Source organism: Sphingomonas naasensis (assembly GCF_004792695.1).
Classification (GTDB): domain Bacteria; phylum Pseudomonadota; class Alphaproteobacteria; order Sphingomonadales; family Sphingomonadaceae; genus Sphingomonas; species Sphingomonas naasensis.
In genome coordinates this window covers 44,323-69,921 of the sequence record NZ_SRXU01000005.1, presented here as the reverse complement: position 1 = coordinate 69,921, position 25,599 = coordinate 44,323, and the positions used below count along the sequence as shown (strand labels likewise).

The following is a 25,599-nucleotide window of genomic DNA, read 5'->3' as shown; positions in this document are numbered from 1 at the left end:
CCTATCTGCCGGGCATTCGCGGGCAGAAGGACCGACCATGGCTGACTATGATTACGACCTCTTCGTCATCGGCGCCGGGTCGGGCGGCGTGCGGGCGTCGCGCGTCTCCTCGGCCTATGGCGCGAAGGTCGCGGTCGCGGAGGAATATCGCGTCGGCGGCACCTGCGTGATCCGCGGCTGCGTCCCCAAGAAGCTGCTCGTCTATGGCGCGCATTTCGCCGAGGATCTCAAGGACGCCAAGCGCTTCGGCTGGCAGGTGCCCGAGTGCGATTTCGACTGGGCGACCTTGCGCGACAACGTCCTCGCCGATGTCGATCGGCTCAACGGCCTCTACACCCAGGGGCTCGAGAATGCCGGCGCCGAGATCATCCTCGAGCGCGCCACCGTCACCGGCCCGCACGAGGTCACGCTCGCCTCGGGCAGGAAGGTGACGTCGAAATACATCCTCATCGCCACCGGCGCGCATCCGCATGTTCCCGAATTCCCCGGCAGCGAGCACGGCATCACCTCGAACGAGGCCTTCCACCTCGATAGCCTGCCGCGGCGCATTCTGATCGCCGGCGGCGGCTATATCGCCAACGAGTTCGCCGGAATCTTCAACGAGTTCGGCAGCCACGTCATCGTGGTCAACCGCACCGACGTGATCCTGCGCGGCTATGATCATTCGGTCCGCGACCGGCTGCTCCAGATCTCGCTGACCAAGGGCATCGACTTCCGCTTCCATGCCGAGTTCGAGAAAATCGAGAAGCTCGACAATGGCTGCCTCAAGGTGTTCCTCACCGGGCAGGAGCCGGTCGAGGTCGATGTGGTGATGTTCGCCACCGGCCGCGTGCCCAATTCGGAGGGGCTGGGGCTCGCCGAGGTCGGCGTCGAGCGCGATGCCAAGGGCGCGGTCAAGGTCGACGCGCAGAACCGCTCGAGCGTCGACAGCATCTATGCCGTGGGCGACGTCACCAACCGCATCCAGCTGACGCCGGTGGCGATCCGCGAGGGGCAGGCCTTTGCCGACACGGTGTTCGGCGGCAAGCCGAAGACGGTCGATTACAGCTGCGTGCCCAGCGCGGTGTTCAGCCATCCGCCGATCGCCGCGGTCGGCATGACCGAGGGCGAGGCGCGCAACAAGCTCGGCTCGGTCAAGGTCTACACCTCCGATTTCCGCGCGATGAAGAACGTCCTCGCCAATCGCAACGAGCGCGCGCTCTACAAGATGGTGTGCGACGGGATGACCGGCCGGGTGGTCGGCATCCACATGATCGGTCCCGATGCGCCGGAGATCCTCCAGGGCGCCGCGGTGGCGGTGAAGGCCGGGCTCACCAAGGAAGCGTTCGACGACACCGTCGCGCTCCACCCGAGCATGGCCGAGGAGCTGGTGCTGCTCAAATAGCGGCTAGCGCCTATTCGCGCTCGGCGAGCATCGCGTCGGCCTCGTCGAGCGGCACCTTGCCGGTGCGGCGTGACAGCCATGCGGTGGCGGCGACGTCCCAGGTGACGTTGCCCACGGTGCGCATGATGTCGGGCAGGGTCTCGACCGCGACGAGCAGGCCCAAAGGCGCCACCGGCGCGCCGAGCGTCGAGGCGACCGGCGCGATCGCGCTGATATAGCTCACCGTCCCGGGCAGGCTGACCGATCCGAGCGAGGTCAGCATCGCGACGATCGTGCCCAGCGCCAGCGTCGCGGGGGTGAGCGGCACGCCGAACCATTCGGCGATATAGATCGCGACCGCGAAGTTCATCGCCGGCCCGGTGGCGCGCAGGATCGCGACCGCGAGCGGCAGCGTCACGCCCGAAACCGCCACCGGCACGCCGATCTTGCTCGACCCCTCGACCATCACCGGCAGCGTCGCGAGCGACGATTGGGTGCTGATCGCCACCGCCTGGCTGGGGAGCGCGGCGCGCGCGAACCGCAGGAAGCGCACCCGGCCGCCGATCACCGCGGCCGGATAGGCGACCAGCGACACCGCCAGTCCCACCGCCGAGACGATCAGGATGTAATGAATCAGCGCGCCGAACGCGCCGGTACCCGCCTTCGCGCCCACGACGAAGGCGAGCGCGAACACGCCCAGCGGGCCGACCCACAAGACCCAGTCGATCACCACCAGCATCACGTCGCGCAGCGCGATGAAGAAGCCGGTCATCGTCTTGCGCCCGGCCTCGTCGACGCGGGTGAGCGCGAAGGCGAAGATCAGCGCGAAGATGATCAGCGAGAGGAAGGCATTCTCCGCCGCGGCCTTCACGATGTTGGCCGGGATGATCGCCGCGAGGAACTCGCCCATCGGCGGCATCGGCCCGATCTGGCCGGCACCCGACAGCGCCGCGCGCAAATTCGCCGCCGATTCCTGCGGCAGCGGAAACAGCTGCAGCAGCAACGGCGTCAGCAGCGCGGCCGCGGCCGCCGACAGGAACATCAGCACGCTGTAGAGCGCGATCGCGCGCCCCGCGAGGCGGCCGGCCTGCGCGGCCTCGGTCGTCGCGGCGACCCCGGTGATCAGCAGCGCGACGACCAGCGGCACGATCGTCATCTGCAGCCCGTTGAGCCACGCTTGGCCGATCGGCTGCGCGATATCCGCCGCCGCGAGAGCGGAAGCGGGGGCATGGGCGGCGAGCAGCGCGCCGATGGCAAGGCCGATGATCAGCGACAACAGGATACGGGTGGGTTGCGACATGCTCGCCCTTTGTGGTTTTGACCGCTATTCACTGCGGTATCGAAGCGTCACAAGGGCGCGAGAAGGCGGTAGATGGCAAGAAAATATTTCGGCACCGACGGAATTCGGGGCACGACCAATGTTTCGGCGATGACGGCGGCGATGGCGATGAAGGTCGGCATGGCCGCCGGCGCGCATTTCGCGCGCGGCGAGCATCGCCACCGTGTCGTGATCGGCAAGGACACCCGGCTGTCGGGCTATATGCTCGAGAACGCGATGGTCGCCGGCTTCACTTCGGTGGGCATGGACGTCGTCCTGGTCGGCCCGATGCCGACGCCCGCCGTGGCGATGCTCACCCAGTCGATGCGCGCCGATATGGGCGTGATGATCTCGGCGAGCCACAATCCCTATGCCGATAACGGCATCAAGCTGTTCGGCCCTGATGGCTACAAGCTGTCCGATGCCGACGAGTTGGCGATCGAGGCGCTGATCGACGGCGAGGTGCCGCTGGCGGCCTCGGCCAATATCGGCCGCGCCCGTCGCGTCGAGGACGCTCGCGGCCGCTACATCCACGCCGCCAAGTCGACCTTCCCCGAGGATCTCACGCTCGACGGGCTCAAGGTCGTGGTCGATTGCGCCAATGGCGCGGCGTATCAGGTCGCCCCCTCGGCGCTGTGGGAATTGGGTGCCGATGTGATCGCGATCGGGGTCACGCCCAATGGCAAGAACATCAACGACGGCGTCGGCTCGACCGCGCCCGACACGCTATGCGAGACCGTGGTGGCCTCGGGCGCGCAGATCGGCATCGCGCTCGACGGCGACGCCGATCGGCTGATCGTCGTCGACGAGACCGGACGGGTGATCGACGGCGATCAGCTGATGGCGCTGATCGCGGGCGGCTGGGCCCGCCAGGGTCGGCTCGCCGGCGGCGGGCTGGTCACCACGGTGATGTCCAATCTCGGGCTCGAGCGTCATCTCGCCGCGCAGGGGCTGGGCATGGTTCGCACCGCGGTCGGCGATCGCTATGTCCTCGAGAAGATGCGGTCGTCGGGCTATAATGTCGGCGGCGAGCAGTCGGGGCACATCATCCTCTCCGATTATGCCACCACCGGCGACGGGCTGGTCGCGGCGCTGCAGGTGCTCGCCGAGCTGGTTCGCGCCGGCGCGCCGGCGAGCGAGGTGCTCCACCGCTTCGATCCGCTTCCCCAGATCCTCAAGAATGTCCGCTTCAAGGGCGGCAAGCCGCTCGACGATCCGCGCGTCAAGGACGCCATCGCCGGGGCCGAGGCCGAATTGAACGGCAATGGCCGCCTCGTCATCCGCGCCTCGGGCACCGAGCCGGTGATCCGGGTGATGGCCGAAGGCGACGATCGCGGCCAGGTCGAGGCGGTGGTCGATCGCGTCTGCGACGCCGTGCGCGAGGCCGCCGCATGACCTTGGGCGAGCGCCTCAAACAGTCGCTCGCGGTCGGTGCGGCGGGCGCGGTCGGCAGCGTCCTGTCCGATCTCAACCATGTCGGGGCGTCGCTCCGTCACGATGCGCCGATCGTGTTCGGGATCGTCACCGCGATCTGGTTCGTCGGCCTCTCGATCCGCGATGTGCTGGGGAGCCGCTGATGCTCGAGATGCGCCCCGATTGCGAACGCTGCGGCACCGATCTTCCCGCCGACGATGCGGGTGCGTTCATCTGCTCGTTCGAATGCACCTTCTGCGCCGAATGCGCCGATGCGCTCGACGACCGGTGCCCCAATTGCGGCGGCGAGCTGATGGATCGGCCGACGCGCGCTGGTAAGGCGCTGGCGAACAATCCGGCGAGCACGGAACGCAAGTTCAAAGGATAAGGTCGTGACTCCGCGTATCCTGATCATTGCCGGTTCGGACTCGGGCGGCGGCGCGGGGATCCAGGCCGATATCAAGACCGTCACGATGCTCGGCGGGCATGCGATGACCGCGATCACCGCGATCACCGCGCAGAACACGCTCGGCGTGAGCGGGGTCCATCCGATCCCCACCGACATGGTGATCGCCCAGATCGACGCCGTGGTCCGCGATATCGGAGTCGACGCGGTCAAGATCGGTATGATCGGCTCGGCGCGCACCGCGCTGGCGGTGGCCGAGAAGCTCGCCGAGCTGCCCGGCGTGCCGGTGGTGTTCGATCCGGTGATGGTTGCGACCAGCGGCGCGACGCTCGCCGACGACGCGACGATCGCCGCATTCGAGCGACTGATGGCGCGCGCCAGCGTGACGACGCCCAATTTGCCCGAGCTCGAAGCGCTCGGCGGCGACGCGCGCGCGCTGGTCGCGGCGCATGGCTGTGCGGTGCTCGCCAAGGGCGGGCACGGGGCCGGCGTGCAAGTCACCGATCGGCTCTATTCGGCCAATCCCGATGATCCGCCCGAGATCGAGTGGAGCGATCCGCGGATCGAGAGCGAGGCGACCCATGGCACGGGCTGCACGCTCTCCTCGGCGATCGCGTGCGGGCTCGCGCAGGAATGGGACCTGCCCGAGGCGGTGAACCGCGCGCGCCGCTTCGTGCGGATCGCGATGCGCGCCGCGCCCGCGCTCGGCCGCGGCCATGGCCCGATGGGGCAGCAGGGGGTCCGGCTCGATCTCAACCTGAGCTTCTTCGAGCCGATGCTCAATCAGGTGACCGTCCCTGCCGAGGATCTCGCCGCCAGCGAGCGCTTCTATCGGCTGCTCGGGTTGCGGCAGGTGGTGCGCGCGAGCCCGCGCTACGCCCGTTTCGAGAGCGAAGGCGGCGCGACCTTCTCGATCGCCACCGACAAGAGCTACACCGCCCCGGTCGTCTATTTCGAATGCGGCGACCTCGACGTCACCGTCGCCTATCTCCAGCAACAGGGCTTCCGGTTCGAGCAGGAGCCCAAGGACGAGCCCTGGGGCTGGCGCGAGGCCCGGCTGCGCGATCCGGCCGGCAACGCGGTTCGTCTCTATCAGGCTGGCGAGATGCGCCGCTTTCCGCCATGGCGCCTCGACGATGCCTAAGACTCCCGGGCCTGATCTGAAGTTCGAACGCCGCTATCAGCGCCTCCACAAGGGGCCGGTCGCCGGTGTCGACGAAGCGGGGCGCGGGCCGCTCGCCGGGCCGGTGGTCGCCGCGGCGGTGGTGCTCGATCCCAAATGCATTCCCGAAGGCATCGACGATTCGAAGGTGCTCACCGCGGCGAAGCGCGAGCGGCTGTGCGAACAGCTTCTCGCCTGTGCCCGGGTCGGGGTCGGCGTGGCGAGCGTCGAGGAGATCGACACGCTCAACATCTTCTGGGCGTCGATGCTGGCGATGACCCGCGCGGTCGAGGCGCTCGGCTTCGTTCCGGCCTTCGTGCTGGTCGACGGCAATCGCTGCCCCGACTGGTCGCACCAGAGCCATGCCGTGGTCGGCGGCGACGCGCTGTGCCTGTCGATCGCCGCCGCCTCGATCGTCGCCAAGCACCAGCGCGATTGCATGATGGCGGCGCTCGACGCGCTCCACCCCGGCTATGGCTGGAAGTCGAACAAGGGCTATGCGGCCAAATTCCATCAGGACGCGCTGCGCAGCCTCGGGCCGACGCCGCATCACCGGCGCAGCTTCGCGCCGGTCGCGCAGGCGGAACTGGATTTCGGGCCGCGGATCGCCGCGGAATAAAGGGGGGAATTCCGATGCTCACGCAGAATCCGTGGCAGCACCGTCGCTCGGCCGGCGTCGCCGACGATATCGATTTCGAGATCAAGGGCCAGGAGCTCCAGTTCGTCGAGATCGAGCTCGATCCCGGCGAGAGCGCGGTCGCCGAGGCGGGCGCGATGGTCTGGAAGGACGCCTCGATCGAGATGACCACCGTGTTCGGCGACGGATCGGGCGGGCAGGGCGGCGGCTTCATGGGCAAGCTGCTCGGCGCCGGAAAGCGGCTGGTCACCGGCGAGAGCCTGTTCACCACGGTCTTCACCCATCACGGCAGCGGCAAGGCGCGGGTCGCCTTCGCCTCGCCGGTGCCCGGGGCGATCCTGCCGCTGCGGCTCGCCGATTATGGCGGCCAGCTGATCTGCCAGAAGGATGCCTTCCTCGCCGCGGCGCGCGGCGTCACGATCGGTGTCGCCTTTCAGCGCAAGGTGATGACCGGGTTGTTCGGCGGCGAGGGTTTCATCATGCAGAAGCTCGAGGGCGATGGCTGGGTGTTCGCGCAGATGGGCGGCACCGTGGTCGAGCGTCAGCTCGCGCCCGGTGAAGAGCTCCACGTCGATACCGGCTGCGTCGCCGCCTTCACGCCCACCGTCGATTTCGATCTGGTCTCGGCCGGCGGCGTGAAGAGCACGGTGTTCGGCGGCGAGGGCGTGTTCTTCGCGCGGCTCACCGGGCCCGGCCATGTCTGGATCCAGTCGCTGCCCTTCTCGCGCCTCGCCGGCCGGATGCTCGCGGCCTCGGGGTCATGGGGTGGTCAGAATCGCGGCGAGGGCTCGATGCTCGGCTCGCTCGGCGATTTCATCGGCGGCAACGACTAGGTCCGCACCAGCCGGTCCACCCGCGTCATCGCCGCGGCGGCGAGCAGCAGCGTCGCGGCGGCGAACGCCATCGTCCAGATCGGCTCGCCCGGGAAGAAGCGGTTCATGATCGATCCCATCGCGGTGGCGACGAGCAGCTGCGGCACCACCACGAAGACGTTGAACAGCCCCATATAGATGCCGAGCTTCTTCTGCGGCAGGCTCGAGGCGAGGATCGCATAGGGCATGGCGAGGATCGACGCCCAGGCGATGCCGATGCCGATCTGGCTCGCGATCAGCCAGGTCGCGTCGGGCATCACGAAGAAGCTGGCATAGCCCGCCGCGCCGCACAGCAGCCCGACGATATGGGTGCGTGCCTGGCCGATGCGCCGGGCGAGGAAGGGGAGCAGCGTCAGCGCGGCGATCGCGGCGACGCCGTTATAGGTCGCGAACAGCACGTCGACCCAGCTCGCGCCTTCCTGGAAGCGCGGGCTCGTCGCGTCGGCGGCGCCGAAGAAGCGCTGCGCGACGATCGGCGTGGTGTTGATCCACATGATGAACAGCGCCGACCAGCTGAAGAACTGCGCCACCGCCAGCCGCTTCATCAGCGGCGGCATGCCCGAGAAATCGCCGACGATGCTGCTCAGCATGTTGTTCGGCGATCCGGCCCGCGCCAGCGCGATCGCCGCGGCGCTGGCGATGCCGTAGCCGGCGAGCAGCGCGCCGAGCAGATAGACTTCCTTTTCGAGTCCGAGCTTCCCCACCGCCCAGATCACCAGCGCGCCCGCGGTCAGCCAGACGAGACTGACGGCGTAGCTGCGTGCGGCGAGGCTCGGGGCTTCGTCCTGCGCTTCGACGGGGCCGTCGAATGCCGCCATGGCGTCGGGCGCGTACTCGCGCGTCGTCAGCACGGTCCACAGCACCGAGAGGAACAGCGCCGCCCCGCCGAACCAGAAGGCGAAGCGCACCGTGTCGGGGATGCCGCCGTCGGTCGCGAGATTCGACACGCCGAGATGCTCGAGCGCCCAAGGGAAGATCGAGCCGATCACCGCGCCCGCGCCGATGAACGCAGTCTGCACGGCATAGCCGGCGGCGTGCTGGTCCTTGCGCAGCATGTCGCCGACGAACGCACGAAACGGCTCCATCGAGACGTTGAGCGAGGCGTCGAGCACCCACAGCATCACCGCGGCGAACAGCAAGGCCGGCGCCAGCGGCATCGCGATCAGCGACAGCGCCGCGAGCAGCGCGCCGGCGAAGAAATAGGGCCGCCGCCGGCCGAGCCTCCCCAGCCAGGTCCGGTCGCTCAGATGCCCGATCACCGGCTGGACGAGCAGCCCGGTCAGCGGCGCCGCCACCCACAGCCACGACAGGTCGTCGATCTTCGCGCCGAAGGTCTGGAAGATCCGGCTCATATTCGCGTTCTGCAGCGCGAAGCCGATCTGGATGCCGAAGAACCCGAAACTGATGTTCCACAGGCCCGCAAGGGACTGGCGCGGCTTTTCGATCATGCGGGACTCCGGAAATCTGAAACCGTCATCCCGGCCTTGGGCCGGGATCCACGGTGCCGCAACGGCAGGGCAGGCGGCTCCGGCGTCTCGCCGGGCCGCGTGGTGGATCCCGGCACGAGGCCGGGATGACGAAATAAGCTTGATCGCAATGGCTGCCCTAGGTCGCCGAGCCGCAGGACTTGCGCACGATCAGCCGGGTCGGCAGCAGCGCCGATCCAACCGGTTGCTCGCGGATGCGGCCGATCAGCGTCTCGACGAGCTTGCGCCCGGCCAGCCGCGGATCCTGCATCACCGTGGTCAGCGGCGGGCTGGCCTGGCTGGCGGCGGGGATGTCGTCGAAGCCGACCACCGCGACCTGATCGGGCACCGCGATGCCCGCCGCGGCGAGCGCGCGCATCGCGCCGATCGCGATCAGGTCGCTCGCCGCGAGGATCGCGTCGAACTTCTCGCCGCTGGCGAGCAGCGCCGCCGCGGCGGCGGCGCCCGCTTCCTCGGTGGTGATCGCGTCGAACTGCAGGCCCGGCCGCGGGATGATCCCGCCCTGTTTGAGCGCGGCGAGATGCCCGCGATAGCGATCGTGGAACTCGGGATAATGGCTCGAGGCGCTGCCCAGAAACGCGATGTTGCGCCGGCCGAGATCGAGCAGATGCCGCGTCGCGTCCTTGCCGCCGCCATGATTGTCGCAGCCGACGGTCAGCCCCGACGCCTCGGACTGGACCGAGCCCCAGCGCACGAAATGCGTCCCCGCATCCTCGAGCGCCTTCAGCCGCGAGCGGTAGAGCTCGTAATCGCCATAGCCGAGCAGGATGATCCCGTCGGCCTTGCGCGAATCCTCATAGTCGGTGTGCCAGTCGCTGGAGAGCTGCTGGAAGCTGATCAGCAGGTCGTGGTCGTGCTCGGCGCAGGCGCGGATGATCGAGCCGAGCATCGAGTGGAAGAACGGGTTGATCAGCGAATCGTCGGCGGTGGGATCCTCGAAGAACAGCAGCGCCAGCGTCTGCGAATGCCGCGTGCGCAGGTTCGATGCCGCCTTGTCGACGCGGTAGTTGAGCTGGCGCGCGATCGATTCGATCCGCATCCGCGTCGCCGGATTGACCCCCACTTCGCCGCGCAGCGCGCGCGAGACGGTGGGCTGCGAAACCCCCGCGAGTTGCGCGATATCGAATGAAGTCGGCTTGCGCTGCATGCCCGGCTATCCCTTCCCGCGCGCGGCTGTCGTCGCCGCTTCGCATAATATGCAACGACAAGCGCAGATCGCTTCCCGCGTCAACGGCAGGGGTGATGTAAACGCGCCACGCCGCGCGGCAATCGGTACTGAATACGTATGTGGTGCGCTGGTCGAGCACCCGGGTTTCGGAAGAAGTGCGCCCCGACGACGCGCAGTTTGCTGCGGGTCATATGTTGCACACGCGAAATGAACCGGCCGCCAGAGCCGGGATGCACAGCGGGTTTTAGGGGAGACGGACTTTGATCAACACCAATCGTGGCCATGGCGCCACTCGCATGGCCCTTGGGGTGAGCGGTCAGGCACTTGCAGCAGCGCTCGCGCTCGCTGCGTTCGCAGTTCCCGCGGTGGCGCAGAACGCCCCGCCCGCCGATCCGGCGCAGAGCGAGGACGCCGGCGGCCAGGACATCGTCGTCACCGGCATCCGCGCCTCGCTCGCCTCGTCGGCGGCGATCAAACGCGATCAGGCGATGATCGTCGATTCGATCTCGGCCGAGGATATCGGCAAGCTTCCCGACGTCTCGATCGCGGACTCGCTGGCGCGCCTTCCCGGCGTGACCGCGCAGCGCCTCGAGGGCCGCGACCAGCGCCTGTCGATCCGCGGCCTCGGCCCCGACTTCTCGACCACGTTGCTCAACGGCCGCGAGCAGGTCACCGTCGGTGACAATCGCGGCGTCGAATATGACCAATATCCCTCGGAATTCTTCAAGACGGTCAATGTCTACAAGTCGGCCGATGCGTCGCTGATCGCGGCGGGCATCGCCGGCACCGTCGATCTGCGCATGCTGCGCCCGCTCGAATCGAAGCGCGCCATCGTCGTCTCGGCGCGCGGCCAGATGAACGAGAAGGACAAGCTCAATCCCGACGGCACGCGCTACGGCTATCGCGCCTCGGCGACCTATGTCGACAAGTTCGCCAATGACACGCTCGGCATCGCGATCGGCCTGTCGGCGCAGAGCACGCCCACCCAGATCGAGCGCTACGCCGCATGGGGCTTCCCGACCGAGCCTGCCGCCGGCGGCAATCTCTTCCTCGGCGGCGCCAAGCCCTATGTTCAGTCGAACCTGCTCAAGCGCTATGGCGGCGTCGCCACGGTCGAGTGGGAGCCGAGCGAGAATTTCCATTCGACCTTCGATGCGCTCTATTCGAACTTCGAGGAGACGCAGCGGCTGCGCGGCATCGAGTTCCCGGTCGCGCCGACCTGGGGCTCGAACGCCGTGATCCAGCCCGGCTACACCGTCGAGAACGGCCTCGTCACCGAAGCGACGCTGACCAATGTCGTCGGCGTCCAGCGCAACGACTTCAACAAGCGTACGGCCAAGAATCTGTCGCTCGGCTGGAACAATGATTTCCGCCTGAGCGACACGATCCACTTCGTCGTCGACGCCAGCTGGAGCCGCGCGACGCGCACCGACTTCCTGCTCGAGACCTATTCGGGCACCGGCTACAACCAGTCGGGCGCGAAGGACACGATCCACATCTCGCACAACGGCGACGGCACCTACGACATCGTGCCGACGATCGATTACACCGATACCGGGATCATCAGCCTCACCGATCCGCGTGGCTGGGGCTTCAACGGCACCCAGACCGTGGTGCAGGCCGGCTTCCTCAATCGTCCGGACTTCACCGACGATCTCAAGTCGCTGCGCGCCAGCTTCAACGGCGAGATCGCCGGCAGCATCTTCAGCCGCTGGGAAGTGGGTGGCAATTTCAGCCGCCGCGAGAAGCAGAGCCGCTACAAGTCCTACTTCCTCTGCCCGCCGGGCGGCGGCACCAACTGCACCGTCGCCAGCGGCACGCCGCTCAGCTTCGCGGTGCCGGCCGATGCGGTGCTCGATGAGCAGGTCTCGCTCGATTATCTCGGCGTGCCCGCGATGCTCACCTATGATCCGCTCAAGGTCTATGGGTTGCTCAACCAGGTGTTCGACAACCGGCCGGACTCGCTGGTCCGCGACAATGTCATCACCGAGAAGGTGTGGACCGGCTATGCCAAGCTCGCGGTCGACGGCACCGTCGGGGGCAAGGCGCTGAAGGGCTCGCTCGGCTTCCAGGTGGTCCACACCATTCAGGGCTCGACCGGCCAGATCGCCGCGCTCCAGGGCGGCGCCGTCACCACCTCGCCGGTGGCGGATGAGACGAGCTATACCCACTTCCTGCCCTCGGCGACGTTCAGCGTCGAGCTCGAGGACGGCTTCTTCATCAAGCTCGGCGCCGCCAAGACGATGATCCGCCCGCGCCTCGATCAGGAGCGCATCACCCAGGCGGTGAGCATCGATTTCTCGAAGATCGGCCTCGGCAGCGCGCCGCAGAACAGCCCGTTCAGCTCGAACGGCGGCAATTTCGCGCTCAAGCCCTATCAGTCGACCAATATCGACGTGTCGTTCGAGAAATACTTCCATGGCGGCGGCTATCTGGCGCTGACCGGCTTCTTCAAGCACCTCACCGATTTCGTCGATCCCAACGACAGCGTGCTTTACGACTTCTCGCCGTTGCTCTCGGTGCTGCCGCCCGCGCAGCGCGCGATCGTGGTGGCGCAGAACGCGCAGTTCGGTCTGGTCAAGCAGCCGGCGAACACCGGCCGCGGCGAGATCCTCGGCGTCGAGGCGACCGCGTCGCTGCCGTTCGGCGTGTTCAGCTCGGCGCTCGACGGTTTCGGCATCTTCGCCAGCGGCTCCTATGTCGACAGCAAGATCGTCTATGCCAACAACAGCCCGGTGACGCTGCCGGGCCAGTCGAAGTGGATCGCGTCGGGCACCGCCTATTTCGAGAAGAACGGCTTCCAGGCGCGCGCCACCTATCGCTGGCGCGACGAGTTCCTCGCCGAGCTGGCGGGCCTCTCGGCCAATCCCGAATATCGCACCGGCAAGGCCGAAGGCGTGCTCGATGCCCAGATCGGCTACGAGTTCCAGAGCGGTCCGCTCACCGGCCTGTCGATCCTCGCCCAGGCGAAGAACATCACCGACGCGCCGTTCGTGACCACCGAGGCCGGCGACCAGCGGCTGGCGCGTGAATATCAGCGCTATGGTCGCGACTACTATCTCGGCCTCACGTACAAGTTCTGAAGGCATGTACGCGGCCCGGAATTCGGTTTGCCGAACCCGGGCCGCGGCTTTCGGGGAGGCGTAGCGTGTCCGCAGAACCTTATCGCATCGTCGTTGCCGGGGGCGGCACCGCAGGCTGGATGACCGCCGCCGCGCTGGTCCGCTTCCTCGGACCCGGCTTCGCCGTGACACTCGTCGAGTCCGCCGAGATCGGCACCGTCGGCGTCGGCGAGGCGACGATCCCGCAGATCCGGCTGTTCAACGCCGGGCTCGGCATCGACGAGAACCAGTTCATCGCCGTCACCCAGGCGACCTTCAAGCTGGCGATCGAGTTCGTCGGCTGGACCCGGGGCGGGCGCTACATGCACGCATTCGGCGAGGTCGGGCGCGACAATGGCGGCGTGGCGTTCCAGCACAGCTGGCTGCGCGGGCTGGCCGAGGGCGTGGCGCAGCCGCTCGCCGCCTATGCGCTCAACAACGCCGCGGCGCTCGCCAACCGCATGCAGCGCGGCCCGGCGCGCACCGCGCAGATCCTGCCCGAAATGCCCTATGCGTTTCATTTCGACGCGGGACTCTATGCGCGCTTCCTGCGCGATTATGCCGAGGCGCGCGGCGTCACGCGCCACGAAGGCAAGATCGTCGAGGTCCGGCGCGACGCCGAAACCGGCGACGTCTCCGCGCTCCACCTCGACGGCGAACGCGCCATCCCCGGCGATCTGTTCATCGACTGCACCGGATTTCGCGGGCTGCTCATTGCCGAGGCGCTCGGCGCCGGGTTCGAGGATTGGTCGCACTGGTTGCCCTGCGATCGCGCGATGGCGGTGCCGAGCGAGCGCGCCGCCGATTTCACGCCCTATACCCGTGCCACCGCGCACCCCGCCGGCTGGCAGTGGCGCATCCCACTCCAGCACCGCACCGGCAACGGCATCGTCTATGCGAGCGACGCCTTGTCGGACGACGAAGCGGCCGCGCAGCTGCTCGCCAATCTCGACGGTGCGCCGCTCGGCGATCCGCGGCCGCTACGCTTCACCGCCGGCAAGCGCAGCGCCTTCTGGCAGGCCAATGTCATCGCCATCGGACTGTCGAGCGGTTTCCTCGAGCCGCTTGAATCGACCAGCATCCACCTGATCCAGTCGGCGATCGAGCGCGTCCTCAAGCTGCTGCCCGGCCGCCGCATCTCCGCTGCCCAGCGCGCCGAATATAACCGCCAGACCAACCTCGAGGTCGATCGCATCCGCGACTTCCTGATCCTCCATTATTGGGCGAATGATCGCGACGAGCCGTTCTGGCGCGCGCGTCGCGAAATGCCCTTGCCCGACGGGCTCGCCCACAAGATCGAACTGTGGCGCGCCAGCGGCCAGATCGTCCGCGAGGAAGCCGATCTGTTCAGCGAGGTCGCGTGGCTGCAGGTGCTCGCGGGGCAGGGGATCGCCGCGGAGAGCCATCACCCGCTCGCCGATCAGCCCCCCGCCGCGCAGATCGCCGAATATCTCGATCTGCTCGCGAAGCTCACCGCGCGCGAGGTCGCCCAGATGCCCGATCACGCCGCCTTCATTCGTCAGCACTGCGCCGCACGCGAGGAAATCGCCGCATGAAACTCGCCGCTTTCGCCTTTCTCGCGGCGCTGCTCGCGGCGCCTGCCGCGGGGCAGGGCGTCCGCGATCGGCCGCCCGAGGACGAGGTCCTCTATTTCCTGCTGCCCGATCGCTTCGAGAATGGCGACGCCGCCAATGATCGCGGCGGGCTGAAGGGCGATCGGCTGGTCACCGGCTTCGATCCCGCCGCCAAGGGCTTCTATCATGGCGGCGATCTCAAGGGGCTGATCCAGCGGCTCGATTATGTCGAGGCGCTCGGCGCCACGGCGATCTGGGTCGCGCCGATCTTCCGGAACAAGCCCGTGCAGGGCCCCAGCGGGCACGAATCGGCCGGCTATCACGGCTATTGGGTGACCGATTTCACCCGGGTCGATCCGCATTTCGGCACCAATGCCGATTTCAGGGCACTGGTCGATGCGGCGCACGCGCGCGGCATCAAGGTCTATATGGACATCATCGTCAACCACACGGCCGACGTGATCCAGTATCGCGAATGCGGCGATTGCGGCTATCGCAGCCTCGCCGATTATCCGTACGGCCGCAGGGGCGGCGTCGGCGGCACGGCGATCAACCCGGGCTTTGGCGGTCACGGCGTCCGCACCGCGGAGAATTTCGCGAAGCTGACGCGGCCCGACTTCGCCTACACGCCCTTCGTGCCGCCGGCCGAGAAGGACGTGAAGGTCCCCGCCTGGCTCAACGACCCGATCTATTATCACAACCGCGGCAACTCGACCTTCATGGGCGAAAGCTCGCTCTACGGCGATTTCGTCGGGCTCGACGACGTGTTCACCGAGCATCCGCGCGTCGTCTCGGGGATGATCGAGATCTTCGGCAGCTGGATCGATCGCTTCGGCATCGACGGCTTCCGCATCGACACCGCACGCCATGTGAACCCCGAATTCTGGGCGGCGTTCGTCCCTGCGATGCAGGCGCGTGCCAGGGCGAAGGGCATCCCGAACTTCCATATCTTCGGCGAGGTCGCCGATCCCGACACCTCGGCGCTCGCGCGGCACACCCGCGTCGACAAGCTGCCGAGCGTGCTCGACTTTGCCTTCGCGCGTACCGTCAACGCAGTGAGCGCCGGCGAGGTCGGTACCGACAAGCTCGCCGCGGTGTTCGCCGCCGACGCGCTCTACGAAGGCGGCGAGGCGACCGCGCTGCGCCTTCCCACCTTCATCGGCAATCACGATCAGGGCCGCGCCGCCTTCTTCCTCCGCAAGGCGCTGCCGCAGGCGAGCCCGGACGAGTTGCTCGCGCGCGATCGGCTCGCGCATGCGATGCTGCTGCTGCTGCGCGGCGTCCCGACGATCTATTCGGGCGACGAGCAGGGTTTCGTCGGCGACGGCGACGATCAGGACGCGCGCGAGGACATGTTCCCGAGCAAGACCGCGGTCTACAACGACAATGTCTTGCTCGGCACCGACAAGACCACCGCCGTCTCCAATTTCGACACAGATCATCCGCTGTTCCGCGAGATCGCCACGCTCGCGAAGCTGCGCCGCGCGCATCCCGCGCTGACCCGCGGCCGGCAGGTCACGCGCTACGCCAGCGACAAGCCCGGCCCGTTCGCGGTGTCGCGCTTCGATCCCGTCACCGGAGCTGAAGTTCTGATCGCGTTCAATGCGAGCGCGCAGCCCTGGACCGGCAATGTCCTCGTCGAGACCGGATCGACTGCGTTCACCGCGCTCGCCGGCACCTGCCCCGCCACCGCCGCCGCACCCGGCAGCGTCACGCTCACTCTACCCGCGTTCGGCTATGCCGTCTGCGCCGCCGGAAAGCTGCAATGAGTCCCGTGCTTGCTTCACAACCCGATACCGACGCGCGCGCATGGTGGCGCGGTTCGGTGATCTACCAGATCTATCCGCGCAGCTTCGCCGATTCGAACGGCGACGGCGTCGGCGATCTCGCCGGGGTGACCGCGCATCTCGATCATGTCGCCGCGCTCGGCGTCGACGCGGTGTGGCTGTCGCCCTTCTTCACGTCGCCGATGCGCGATTTCGGCTACGACATCAGCGATTTCTGCGGGGTCGATCCGGTGTTCGGCACGCTCGCCGATTTCGATGCGCTGATCGCCCGCGCGCACCAGCTCGGGCTGCGCGTGCTGATCGATCAGGTCTATTCGCACAGCTCGGACCAGCATCCGTGGTTCAGGGAGAGCCGCGCCTCGCGCGACAATCCCCGGGCCGATTGGTATGTCTGGGCCGATCCCAAAGCCGATGGCAGCCCGCCGACCAACTGGCAGTCGGTGTTCGGCGGCCCCGCCTGGACGTGGGACGCGCGCCGCGGCCAATATTATCTGCACAATTTCCTGCGCGAGCAGCCCGATCTCAACTTCCACAACCCCGAGGTGCAGGAAGCGACGCTCGCCACCGCGAAATTCTGGCTCGATCGCGGCGTCGACGGCTTCCGGCTCGATGCGCTCAACTTCTCGATGCACGATCCCGATCTGCGCGATAATCCGCCGGCGCCCGACACCGGCAAACCGCGGACGCGCAGCTTCGATTTCCAGCAGCATCTCTACAATCAGAGCCATGCCGACATCCCGGCCTTCCTCGAGCGCATCCGCGCGCTGACCGACAGCTATGGCGGCCGCTTCACCGTCGCCGAAGTCGGCGGGCCAACCCCCGAGGCCGAGATGCACGCCTTCACCGCGGGTGAGGGCCGCCTCAATTCGGCATACAGCTTCGCCTTTCTCTACGCCGATCGGCTGACGCCCGCTCTGGTGCGCGATGCGGCGGCCGGCTGGCCGGCCGAGCCGGGGATGGGCTGGCCGAGCTGGGCGTTCGAGAATCACGATGCCCCGCGCGCGGTGTCGCGCTGGGTCGACGCGGCGCACCGCGCCGATTTCGCCCGCATGAAGATGCTCCTGCTGCTCTCGCTGCGCGGCAATGCCATCCTGTTCCAGGGCGAGGAGCTCGGGCTTACCCAGGTCGAGATCGGGTTCGCCGACCTGCAGGATCCTGAGGCGATCGCCAATTGGCCGCTGACGCTCAGCCGCGATGGCGTGCGCACGCCGATGCCGTGGCGCGCCGATGCCCCGCAGCTCGGCTTCTCCGAAGGGCGGCCATGGCTGCCGGTGGGCCCCGATCACGCCGCGCTGGCGGTCGATCGGCAGAGCGCGGATGCCGGATCGCTGCTCAATCTCACCCGCCGGCTGATCGCGCTGCGCCACGCCAACCCCGCGCTGATGACGGGATCGATCACGATCCACGAGGCCGGCGAGGCGCTGCTGCTGTTCGCGCGCGCGGCCGAGGGCCAGACGCTGCTCTGCGCGTTCAACATGGGCGACAGCGCCGTGCCCGCGCCGGCGGCGCTGAAGGGGCGGCGCGTGGTCGAGGCAGTCAACGGCGCTACCACCGAGATGCTGCCGCCTTTCGCCGCGCTGATCGCCGAATAGACGCGCGCGGGCCGGGCGGCTATGCCCGGCCCGCCTCGCGCGACTGGCGATCGGATGGAGCACCATCGGGAAGCGCGGGGGGCATGCGCCGCATCGCCTGGGCACCCCTCGCAACCGGAGGAACCGTCATGCCCGAAGCCGCGCCGCTCCACATCGCCTTTCTGCTCTTCCCCGACGTCACCCAGCTCGATCTGACCGGCCCTGCCCAGGTGCTGTCGCGGCTGGGCAATGCCAAGCTCGATCTCGTCGCGAAGACCCGCGATCCGGTGCCCACCGACGCGCAATTCCCGTTGCTGCCGACGGCGACCTTCGCCGAGGTGCCGCGCACCGACATCCTCTGCATCCCCGGTGGCTTCGGCACGGTGGCGGTGATGGAGGATGCCGAGACGCTGGCCTGGGTCCGCCGGGCGGCGGCAAGCGCGACATGGGTCACCAGCGTCTGCACCGGCTCGCTGGTCCTCGCCGCGGCGGGGCTGCTCACCGGTTATCGCGCCGCCTGCCATTGGGCCTCGCGCGAGCAGCTCGCCTTTTTCGGTGCCGAGCCGGTCGCAGGGCGCGTCGTGTTCGATCGCAACCGGGTGACCGGCGGCGGAGTCACCGCGGGTATTGATTTCGCGCTGGCGCTCACCGCGAAGATCCGCGGGGAGGATCATGCGAAGTTCGTCCAGCTCAGCCTCGAATATGATCCCGCGCCGCCGTTCGACAGCGGCGCGCCCGAGCGTGCCGATGCCGCCACGCTGGCGCGTTACCGGGCGATGGTCGAGAAATTCGCCCCGGGCCGCGTCGACAAGGTCCGCGCGATCGCGGCGCGGCTGGCGGAGACCGCGTCGGACGGCTAAGCGGCCGGGATGACCCGAACGCTGACGATGAACGATGGCCGCACGATCCCCGCGATCGGGTTCGGCACCTATCTGGTCCCCGATGACGATGCCGCGCGGATCACCCGCGAAGGGCTCGCGGTCGGCTACACGCTGGTCGATACCGCCGCCTTCTACGGCAACGAGCGCGGCGTTGCCGAGGGGCTGGACGGTCGCGAAGACATCTTCGTCACCACCAAGCTGTGGCGCAGCGACATGGGCCATGATGCGGCGCTGCGCGCCTTCGATCGGAGCCTCGCGCAGCTGGCACGCGACAGCGTCGACCTCTATCTGATCCACTGGCCGATGCCGTCGCTCGGCAAGCATGTCGAGATATGGCAGGCGCTGGTCCGCCTGCGTGACGAAGGGCGCGCCAAATCGATCGGCGTGTCGAACTTCGGCGCGGATCACCTGCGCGATATCCTCGACGCCACCGGCGTCGCGCCCGCGCTCAACCAGGTCGAGCTCCATCCCGGCTTCCAGCAGCGCGCGCTCCGCGCGTTCCACGCCGAACACGGCATCCTCACCCAGAGCTGGGCGCCGCTCGGGCAGGGCAAGATGCTCGCGCATCCCGTGATCGTCCGCATCGCCGAAGCGCGCGGCTGCACGCCGGCGCAGGCGATCCTCGCCTGGCATCTCCACCACGGCCTGGCGGTGATCCCCAAGGCCTCGGCGCGCGAGCGCCTCGCCGCCAATCTCGCGGCGGGTGCAGTGGCGCTCGAAGCCGCGGACATCGCCGCGATCGACGCGCTCGACGATCCCGCCGGCCGGCTGGGGCCGGATCCCAGCCGGCTCTAAATTTCGTCACCCCCGCGAAAGCGGGGGCCCATCTCCCGGTCGAACCGCGAATACGACCGGTAGAACTTTCGGCGCACGCACGAGATGGGTCCCCGCTTTCGCGGGGATGACGGGCGCTACCCCAGCGCCTTCGTCGCCCCCCGCAAATCCTCGACGAACGCCGCGAATTCGTCCTCCGCCCGGCTCTTGTCGGGCATGCGCAGCAGAAAGCTCGGGTGGATCGTCACCCAGCCGAGCCCGCCCTCGGCGAGCTCGATCGCCCGCCCGCGCGTGCCGCTGATCGTCACCACCTTGCCGAGCATCTGCCGCGCCGCGGTGGCGCCCAGCGCGACGGTCATCGCCGGCTTCACCAGCAGCCGCTCCTGCGCGTACCACCAGCGACACGCCTCGATCTCGCCGGCATCGGGCTTGGCATGGATCCGCCGCTTGCCGCGCGGCTCGAACTTGAAATGCTTGACCGCATTGGTGACGTACACCGTCTCGCGATCGATCCCTGCCGCGCCGATCGCCTTGTCGAACATCTGTCCCGCCGGGCCGACAAAGGGACGGCCCGCGAGATCCTCCTGATCACCCGGTTGCTCGCCGACGAACATCATCCGCACGTCGACCGGGCCTTCGCCGAACACCGTCTGGGTCGCGTGCTTGTAGAGATGGCAGCGCGTGCAGCCCGCCGCTTCGTCGCGCAGCGCCTGCCATGCCGCTTCGATATTGCCGCCGATCTCGGTCCGCGCCTTTGCAACCATCGCCGTCTCCCGCTGCCGCGCGCTCGCGACCAGCTCCTTCACCAACGCGGTCTCGGGCATGTTTTTCCAGTATTTGCGCGGCATCTCCTTGAGCATCGCCCCGGTCTTGAGCCGCGCGGGATTGAAGATCGAGGCGTAATAGGTCTTCCAGACGTCCTCGACCGGGTCGTCGCCCGGCGCATCGGCCCGGCTGGCGCCCGGTCCTTCGGAAAGCGTCGCGCCGTCCCAGTGCAGCGAAACCGCGGGGGTCAGGATCGACCAGCGCATGTTGGCGAAGCGCTCGACGAAGAAGCGCGCATTGGCGCGAACGATGTGATGAATCGGCTCGAACCAGGCGACATAGCGCGCCCCGGCGTCGTCCTGCACTTCACGAAAGCGGACAAACGCGCGCATCTTGTGAATGTCGCGGCGAACCTCGCGCGCCATGCCCTCGAGCCGGCGGACCAGCGGATCGGCCTGATCGTCGATCCGGTGCGGATCGCTGGCGAGCAGCGCATAGAGCAAGGCGAAGCGCTCGGGATCGGCGTGGAGAACCACCGTCTGGGCGAGGTCGACGAACGCGCGCGGCACCTTGAGCGGTCGCGGCGCCGCGGGGGCGAGCACCGCCTCGTCGCCGAACAGGTCCGCCGGCGCATCGCCGACCTGCCACACCACCTCCGAAGCCGGCACGCCCGCTTGCGCCAGCGCCCGCGCCGCATCGCGCCAGCCGTCGAAATCATCCTCTGCCGCCAAGCTTACGACGCGCACATGCTCTCCTGATCCGTCCTGCCTGCTTTGCCGGGAGGACGCCAGTTAACGCGCCTGCGCGGTTTTCGGCATCGATTCGATCCATGCGCGCATCAGCGCCGCGCCTTCCTTGTGCACCGTCGCCCGCCCCAGCTCGGGCATCGCCACCCCCGGCTCGGTGCTCTCCATCCGGTAGAGCAGGATCGAGGCGTCGGGTTCGCCCGGCTGAATCGCGAAGTCACGCCCGCCGCTGCCGCGTCCCGCCGCCACCGGGCGCTTGCGCACCCCCAACGCGACGGGGTCGGTCCGGCCAAGCTCGAGGAACAGCCCTGAATTCGACGCCGCGCCGGCGGGGTTGTGGCAATGCGCGCAATTGATCTCGAGATAGGCCCGCGCCCGCGCTTCGATCGGCGCTCGGGCATCGTCCCAGCGCGCGACGCGTGGCGCGTCGGCCGGCAGCCGGTCGAGCATGCCCGCGGCGAGCAGCTTCTCCAGCTGGCCGCCATGATTGAGATAGCGTGCCTTCACGCCGATCGGCGCGATCGCTCCCGAAAGCGCGTGGCAATCCTTGCACTGGTTCTGGTTGGGCACCGCATAGCTGATCCGGCGCGTCACGCCCGAAGGATCGGTGAAGGTCACCGGGATGCGCGTGCCCGCGCGCCTGAGCAGCGCGTCGTTGCCCTCGGCGTTCCAGACATAGGGCAGCGCCACCCAGCCGCTCGCCCGGCGCAGCAGCAGCCGCGTCTCGATCGGCCGGAACTTGCCGGCCTGCGGATAGCCGAAGGTCTTGATGATCGCGCTGCCCGGCGGAAGGTCGAACGCCGCTTCGGCATCGTAGCGCGCCTCGTGTCCCTCGGGCACGTAGAGGAAGCGATGCTTGCCGGCATAGTCCGAGAAGAGCGGCGTCTCGAGATCATAGGGGATCACTCGCGCCGCGGGCGTCTCGCCGGCGAGATCGGCGAAGAAGCGATAGTCGGAGAGCTTCGCCGGAAGCGCGTCGCCGGTGATCGCGGCGTCGTTGACCTCGGCGGGGCGTCCGGCGAGCGCCGCGACGAACAATGCCACGGCACCCAGCAGCGCCTTCATTGCGCGGCAGCCTCCATCGCGGAGGGGAGCCGATTGACGAAGCTGGCCGTCGGAACGCCCTGCGTCAGCTTGCCGACCTGTGGCCTGGCGGTATCGATGCCAGCGCCGAGTGCGAGGTTCAGCGTGAGCAGAGGCGCCTTATCCGTGCCGATGAGCTTCACCTGATCGCCGCCGGTGCCGTCCCAGAAGATCGGCGGCAGCGTGCCGCCCAGCGCCTTGGCCAGCTCTGCGCCGCCCGGCATGGCGGGTGCGAAGCCGGCACGGCCATGCTTGTTGTCGCTGATCTGAACATGGCGCGGATACGGGTCGTAAGCCTTGTCCTCGAAAGGTTGGCGATAGGCGACGATCATGATGTTGGCGGTGCCGTTGCCCGAGAGTTCGTTGGCGACGACGTCGACATCGTTCTCCGCCATCACCAGCACACCCGTGCCGGTGGGAACGGTGGCCACGATGTTGCCCGCCGGAGCGAAATTGGGCGTGTCGTTGTCGATCACACGGTTGTGGCGGACGGCGACATGGCCGGCGCCGCGTCGGGGCAGCGCAGGCAGATCGAACACCAGAATACCGCCGGTATTGTGCGTGACGAGATTGCCGGTCACCTCGGCATAGCCGCTATTCTCGATCTCGATCCCGGCGACGTTGAACATCGCGGTCGAGTTGCGCACCACGATCCGTTCGGATTGGCCGACATAGATGCCGGCGTCCGAGGCGCCCTTCACAGTGACCCCGTCGATCAGGATATCGCTACTCTCGACCGGATAGACGCCGTACGCGCCGTTGGTCGGTTTGGGCCCCCGGGTCCATTCGACGCGGACATTCTTGTAGACGATCCGGTCGGCCCCCTTGGACTTGATCCCGTCGCCCTTGCTGTCCTCGACCGCGAAGTCGCGCAGCACCACGTCGTCGGAGGTGACCAGCAGCCCCTCGCCGGCGCCGAGCTGGCCCTTGAAGCTGAGCACGGTCTTGTCGGGCCCCGCGCCGCGCACCGTCACCCGGTTCACGTCGAGGCTCAGTCCGTCGGTCAGCTCGAAGCGGCCCGGCCCGATCCGCACGGTGCTGCCGGGCTTCGCCTCGATCAGCGCGGCCTGGAGCCGCTCCTGCGCATCGGGCCCGGCCTCCACCGTCACGGTCTGCGCCGCCGCCGGGCTGGCGGCGATCAGGGCGGCAAGCGTCCAGTGTCGCGGCATCGCGCTCTCCCCTCGTTGTTTTTGAGGCATGATACGCAGGCCGAAGCGAATTGACAGCCTTGTTAGTTAGCCCGGTTCGGCGACGTGGCAGACGAACTCGATCAGCCGCCCGTCGGGATCGCGCAGATAGCCGGCATAGTAATTCGGGTGGATATGCGGGGCGAGCGCCGGCGCCCGGTCGAGCGTCAGCCGCGCCGCGCCGGCGCTGGCATAGATGCGATCGACGGTCGCGCGATCGGGGGCGGCGAAGGCGAAATGCAGCTCCGACGCCACGCCCTCGACGAGGAAGAAGTCCAGCGCGTCGTCGCTGCCGAAGCCCTTGGCCGCGCCGTCAACCTTCTGCGCATAGCCCAGCGGCGCGAGCACCTCGGCGTAGAAATGCAGGCTCTCGGCCATGCGCGGCGTGCGGATCTCGATATGGTCGATCATGCGGGTCTCCTCGTTGCGCGAGGAGGGATAAGGCGCCGAACCCGCCGGATTTCGGCGAAAGCCGCAATGAAATGCCGGATTCCCGCAATGATCGCCGCTAAGGTGCCGCTTATGCCCAAATCCGCCCTCGATGCGTTCGATCGCAAGCTCCTTGCGCTGGTCCAGCGCGGCGCGAACCGTACCGCCGATGCGCTCGCCGAAGAGGTCGGGCTGTCGTCCTCGGCGGTGCTCCGCCGGCTCAAGCGGCTGCGCGACGACGGCGTGATCGTCGCCACCGCCGCGGTGGTCGATCCGCTCAAGGTCGGCAAACCCAATTTCTTCCTCGCCGCGCTCGAGATCGAGCGCGAGCGGCCCGAGCTGGTCGCGCGCCTGCGCCAATGGCTCGCCGCCGAGGAAGGAATCCAGCAAGTCTATTACGTCACCGGCACCGCCGATTTCATGCTCGTCGTCGTCGCGCCCGATGTCGGCGCCTATGACGCGCTGATGAGCCGGCTGATGGCCGAAAATCCCAATGTCCGCCGCTTCACCACCAATGTCGCGCTCGGGGTCGGCAAGCGCAGCCTGTTCGTGCCCGTCGACTAGGCCGCGAACAGCTCGAGCTGCTCGCGCTTCGGCGCGATCAGCGCGCGCAGGTCGCCACGATCGGCGAGCGCCACCGGGCGCCAGTCCTCGGCGACGAGGAACGGCCGCACCTTGCGGATCGACGCGGTGAGCCGCGCGATGTCGGCGAGGCGGAGCCTCCGCCAGCGCCGCGCCGCGAGGATCGCGTCGACTGCCTTCATCCCCAGCCCGGGCACCCGCAGCAGCGCCTCGCGCGGCGCGCGGTTGACGTCGACGGGAAAGCGCTCGCGGAATTTGAGCGCCCAGGCGAGCTTGGGGTCGATGTCGAGCGGCAGCATGCCGGTGGCGGGATCGGCGGCGTCGGCGACCTCGCGCGGCTGATAGTCGTAGAAGCGCATCAGCCAGTCGGACTGGTAAAGCCGGTGCTCGCGCATCAGCGGCGGGCGCTGGAGCGGTAGCACCGCGCTCGCGTCGGGGATCGGGCTGAACGCCGAATAATAGACCCGGCGCAGCCTGAACCGGTCATAGAGCCCGGCGGCGCGGGTGATGATGTCGCCATCGGTCGCGGCGTCGGCGCCGACGATCATCTGGGTCGATTGCCCGGCCGGCGCGAATTTGGGCGCCGCCCGATAGCGCTTGCCGGCATCCTCGCCGTCGTCGATCGCCGCGCGCACCGCGTGCATCGCGCCTTCGATCCGCGGCGCCGATTTCTCCGGCGCGAGCCGCTTGAGCCCCGCGACGGTGGGCAGCTCGACATTGATCGACACGCGATCGGCATAGAGCCCGGCCTGGCGCACCAGCTCGGGATCGGCATCGGGGATCGTCTTCAGATGGATATAGCCGCGAAAGTCGTGCGCCTCGCGCAGCAGCTGCGCGACGCGGACGATCTGCTCCATCGTATAGTCGGACGAGCGGATGATCCCCGAGGAGAGGAACAGCCCCTCGATATAGTTACGCTTGTAGAAGCTCAGCGTCAGCTCGACCACTTCCTCGGGCGTGAAGCGCGCGCGGCGGACGTTCGAGCTCTTGCGGTTGATGCAATAATGGCAGTCGAAGATGCAGCTGTTGGTCAGCAGGATCTTGAGCAGGCTGATGCAGCGGCCGTCGGGCGCATAGGCATGGCAGATCCCCATGCCGCCATCGGTCGAGCCCATGCCCTTGCCGCCGGTCGAACTGCGTTTGACCGACCCCGAAGACGCGCAGGATGCATCGTATTTCGCCGCATCGGCGAGAATCGCGAGTTTCGCGCGAAGGTCGAGCTGTGCCATTTGTTCACTCTATGTTCTTGTAATCGCTGTGTCCAGCGGCATGGACGCGGTTCGTCGCGCGCGA

At 68.0% G+C, this 25,599-nt stretch carries 22 protein-coding genes and 1 riboswitch; of the genes, 14 read left to right on the top strand and 8 right to left on the bottom strand.

The window, feature by feature from the left end:
* Positions 1-37: 37 nt before the first annotated feature.
* Positions 38-1,384, top strand: a complete 1,347-nt coding sequence (gorA, locus tag E5A74_RS12255) for a glutathione-disulfide reductase (RefSeq protein ID WP_135985331.1) — start codon at positions 38-40, stop codon at positions 1,382-1,384.
* A 10-nt stretch (positions 1,385-1,394) separates the two neighbouring features.
* Here gorA and E5A74_RS12250 read toward each other — a convergent pair whose 3' ends face one another.
* Positions 1,395-2,663, bottom strand: coding sequence for a dicarboxylate/amino acid:cation symporter (locus E5A74_RS12250; protein WP_135985329.1), 1,269 nt, complete (start codon positions 2,661-2,663; stop codon positions 1,395-1,397).
* A gap of 72 nt (positions 2,664-2,735) precedes the next feature.
* Here E5A74_RS12250 and glmM point away from each other — a divergent pair, with 72 nt between their 5' ends.
* The 6 genes from glmM to E5A74_RS12220 are packed head-to-tail and all read left to right on the top strand — an operon-like array spanning position 2,736 to position 7,132.
* The gene (gene glmM / locus E5A74_RS12245) at positions 2,736-4,076 is read left to right on the top strand and encodes a phosphoglucosamine mutase (RefSeq protein ID WP_135985326.1); all 1,341 of its coding nucleotides are present in this window, start codon (positions 2,736-2,738) and stop codon (positions 4,074-4,076) included.
* Positions 4,073-4,258: a hypothetical protein gene (locus E5A74_RS12240; protein WP_135985323.1), complete on the top strand. Its 186-nt coding sequence runs from the start codon at positions 4,073-4,075 to the stop codon at positions 4,256-4,258. Before glmM ends, E5A74_RS12240 begins: the two co-directional genes overlap by 4 nt.
* A complete protein-coding gene (locus E5A74_RS12235) occupies positions 4,258-4,482 on the top strand; it encodes a DUF1272 domain-containing protein (RefSeq protein ID WP_135985321.1) in 225 nt (74 codons plus the stop codon). Before E5A74_RS12240 ends, E5A74_RS12235 begins: the two co-directional genes overlap by 1 nt.
* 4 nt (positions 4,483-4,486) lie before the next feature.
* Positions 4,487-5,644 (top strand): bifunctional hydroxymethylpyrimidine kinase/phosphomethylpyrimidine kinase, encoded by a 1,158-nt coding sequence (gene thiD, locus E5A74_RS12230; RefSeq protein ID WP_135985319.1) that lies wholly within the window; start codon positions 4,487-4,489, stop codon positions 5,642-5,644.
* A complete protein-coding gene (locus E5A74_RS12225; RefSeq protein ID WP_135985317.1) occupies positions 5,637-6,281 on the top strand; it encodes a ribonuclease HII in 645 nt (214 codons plus the stop codon). The genes thiD and E5A74_RS12225 overlap by 8 nt, the downstream gene beginning before the upstream one ends.
* A gap of 14 nt (positions 6,282-6,295) precedes the next feature.
* Complete coding sequence (locus tag E5A74_RS12220) at positions 6,296-7,132, top strand: TIGR00266 family protein (protein ID WP_135985315.1); 837 nt, start codon at positions 6,296-6,298, stop codon at positions 7,130-7,132.
* Here E5A74_RS12220 and E5A74_RS12215 read toward each other — a convergent pair.
* Together E5A74_RS12215 and E5A74_RS12210 are read right to left on the bottom strand one after the other, a co-directional pair.
* Positions 7,129-8,619 carry an MFS transporter gene (locus E5A74_RS12215; RefSeq protein ID WP_135985313.1) on the bottom strand — a complete coding sequence of 497 codons (1,491 nt, stop codon included), beginning with the start codon at positions 8,617-8,619 and terminating at the stop codon, positions 7,129-7,131. The two genes, E5A74_RS12220 and E5A74_RS12215, sit on opposite strands and share 4 nt — an antisense overlap.
* A 157-nt stretch (positions 8,620-8,776) precedes the next feature.
* Positions 8,777-9,805, bottom strand: coding sequence for a LacI family DNA-binding transcriptional regulator (locus E5A74_RS12210; RefSeq protein WP_135985311.1), 1,029 nt, complete (start codon positions 9,803-9,805; stop codon positions 8,777-8,779).
* A gap of 317 nt (positions 9,806-10,122) precedes the next feature.
* On the opposite strand from E5A74_RS12210, the gene E5A74_RS12205 reads away from it, so the two are divergent.
* From E5A74_RS12205 to E5A74_RS12180, 6 genes are all read left to right on the top strand, one after another.
* Positions 10,123-12,909 (top strand): TonB-dependent receptor, encoded by a 2,787-nt coding sequence (locus tag E5A74_RS12205; protein WP_135985309.1) that lies wholly within the window; start codon positions 10,123-10,125, stop codon positions 12,907-12,909.
* A 65-nt stretch (positions 12,910-12,974) separates the two neighbouring features.
* Entirely contained in the window at positions 12,975-14,483 is a 1,509-nt protein-coding gene (locus tag E5A74_RS12200) for a tryptophan halogenase family protein (protein WP_276469525.1), read from the top strand.
* The gene (locus E5A74_RS12195; RefSeq protein WP_135985306.1) at positions 14,480-16,270 is read left to right on the top strand and encodes an alpha-amylase family glycosyl hydrolase; all 1,791 of its coding nucleotides are present in this window, start codon (positions 14,480-14,482) and stop codon (positions 16,268-16,270) included. The genes E5A74_RS12200 and E5A74_RS12195 overlap by 4 nt, the downstream gene beginning before the upstream one ends.
* The gene (locus E5A74_RS12190; RefSeq protein ID WP_135985304.1) at positions 16,267-17,880 is read left to right on the top strand and encodes an alpha-amylase family glycosyl hydrolase; all 1,614 of its coding nucleotides are present in this window, start codon (positions 16,267-16,269) and stop codon (positions 17,878-17,880) included. The genes E5A74_RS12195 and E5A74_RS12190 overlap by 4 nt, the downstream gene beginning before the upstream one ends.
* 29 nt (positions 17,881-17,909) lie before the next feature.
* Positions 17,910-17,990, top strand: a riboswitch (ZMP/ZTP riboswitch).
* An 18-nt stretch (positions 17,991-18,008) separates the two neighbouring features.
* The gene (locus tag E5A74_RS12185; RefSeq protein WP_135985302.1) at positions 18,009-18,719 is read left to right on the top strand and encodes a DJ-1/PfpI family protein; all 711 of its coding nucleotides are present in this window, start codon (positions 18,009-18,011) and stop codon (positions 18,717-18,719) included.
* Between the two features lie 9 nt (positions 18,720-18,728).
* Positions 18,729-19,535, top strand: a complete 807-nt coding sequence (locus E5A74_RS12180; protein WP_135985300.1) for an aldo/keto reductase — start codon at positions 18,729-18,731, stop codon at positions 19,533-19,535.
* A 116-nt stretch (positions 19,536-19,651) separates the two neighbouring features.
* On the opposite strand, the gene E5A74_RS12175 is transcribed toward E5A74_RS12180, so the two are convergent.
* The 4 genes from E5A74_RS12175 to E5A74_RS12160 all read right to left on the bottom strand — a co-directional run bounded on the left by E5A74_RS12175 (position 19,652) and on the right by E5A74_RS12160 (position 23,706).
* Positions 19,652-21,025 carry a UdgX family uracil-DNA binding protein gene (locus tag E5A74_RS12175; RefSeq protein WP_135985298.1) on the bottom strand — a complete coding sequence of 458 codons (1,374 nt, stop codon included), beginning with the start codon at positions 21,023-21,025 and terminating at the stop codon, positions 19,652-19,654.
* 45 nt (positions 21,026-21,070) lie between these two features.
* Positions 21,071-22,090, bottom strand: a complete 1,020-nt coding sequence (locus E5A74_RS12170) for an SO2930 family diheme c-type cytochrome (protein WP_135985296.1) — start codon at positions 22,088-22,090, stop codon at positions 21,071-21,073.
* Positions 22,087-23,277 carry a parallel beta-helix domain-containing protein gene (locus E5A74_RS12165; protein ID WP_135985294.1) on the bottom strand — a complete coding sequence of 397 codons (1,191 nt, stop codon included), beginning with the start codon at positions 23,275-23,277 and terminating at the stop codon, positions 22,087-22,089. Before E5A74_RS12165 ends, E5A74_RS12170 begins: the two co-directional genes overlap by 4 nt.
* A gap of 66 nt (positions 23,278-23,343) precedes the next feature.
* Positions 23,344-23,706 carry a VOC family protein gene (locus tag E5A74_RS12160; protein WP_135985292.1) on the bottom strand — a complete coding sequence of 121 codons (363 nt, stop codon included), beginning with the start codon at positions 23,704-23,706 and terminating at the stop codon, positions 23,344-23,346.
* Positions 23,707-23,817: 111 nt separating this feature from the next.
* Between E5A74_RS12160 and E5A74_RS12155 the strand changes: the two genes are divergently transcribed.
* A complete protein-coding gene (locus tag E5A74_RS12155) occupies positions 23,818-24,288 on the top strand; it encodes an Lrp/AsnC family transcriptional regulator (protein ID WP_135985290.1) in 471 nt (156 codons plus the stop codon).
* Here the strand turns inward: E5A74_RS12155 and E5A74_RS12150 are convergent.
* A complete protein-coding gene (locus tag E5A74_RS12150; RefSeq protein WP_135985288.1) occupies positions 24,285-25,535 on the bottom strand; it encodes a putative DNA modification/repair radical SAM protein in 1,251 nt (416 codons plus the stop codon). The two genes, E5A74_RS12155 and E5A74_RS12150, sit on opposite strands and share 4 nt — an antisense overlap.
* Between the last annotated feature and the right edge of the window lie 64 nt (positions 25,536-25,599).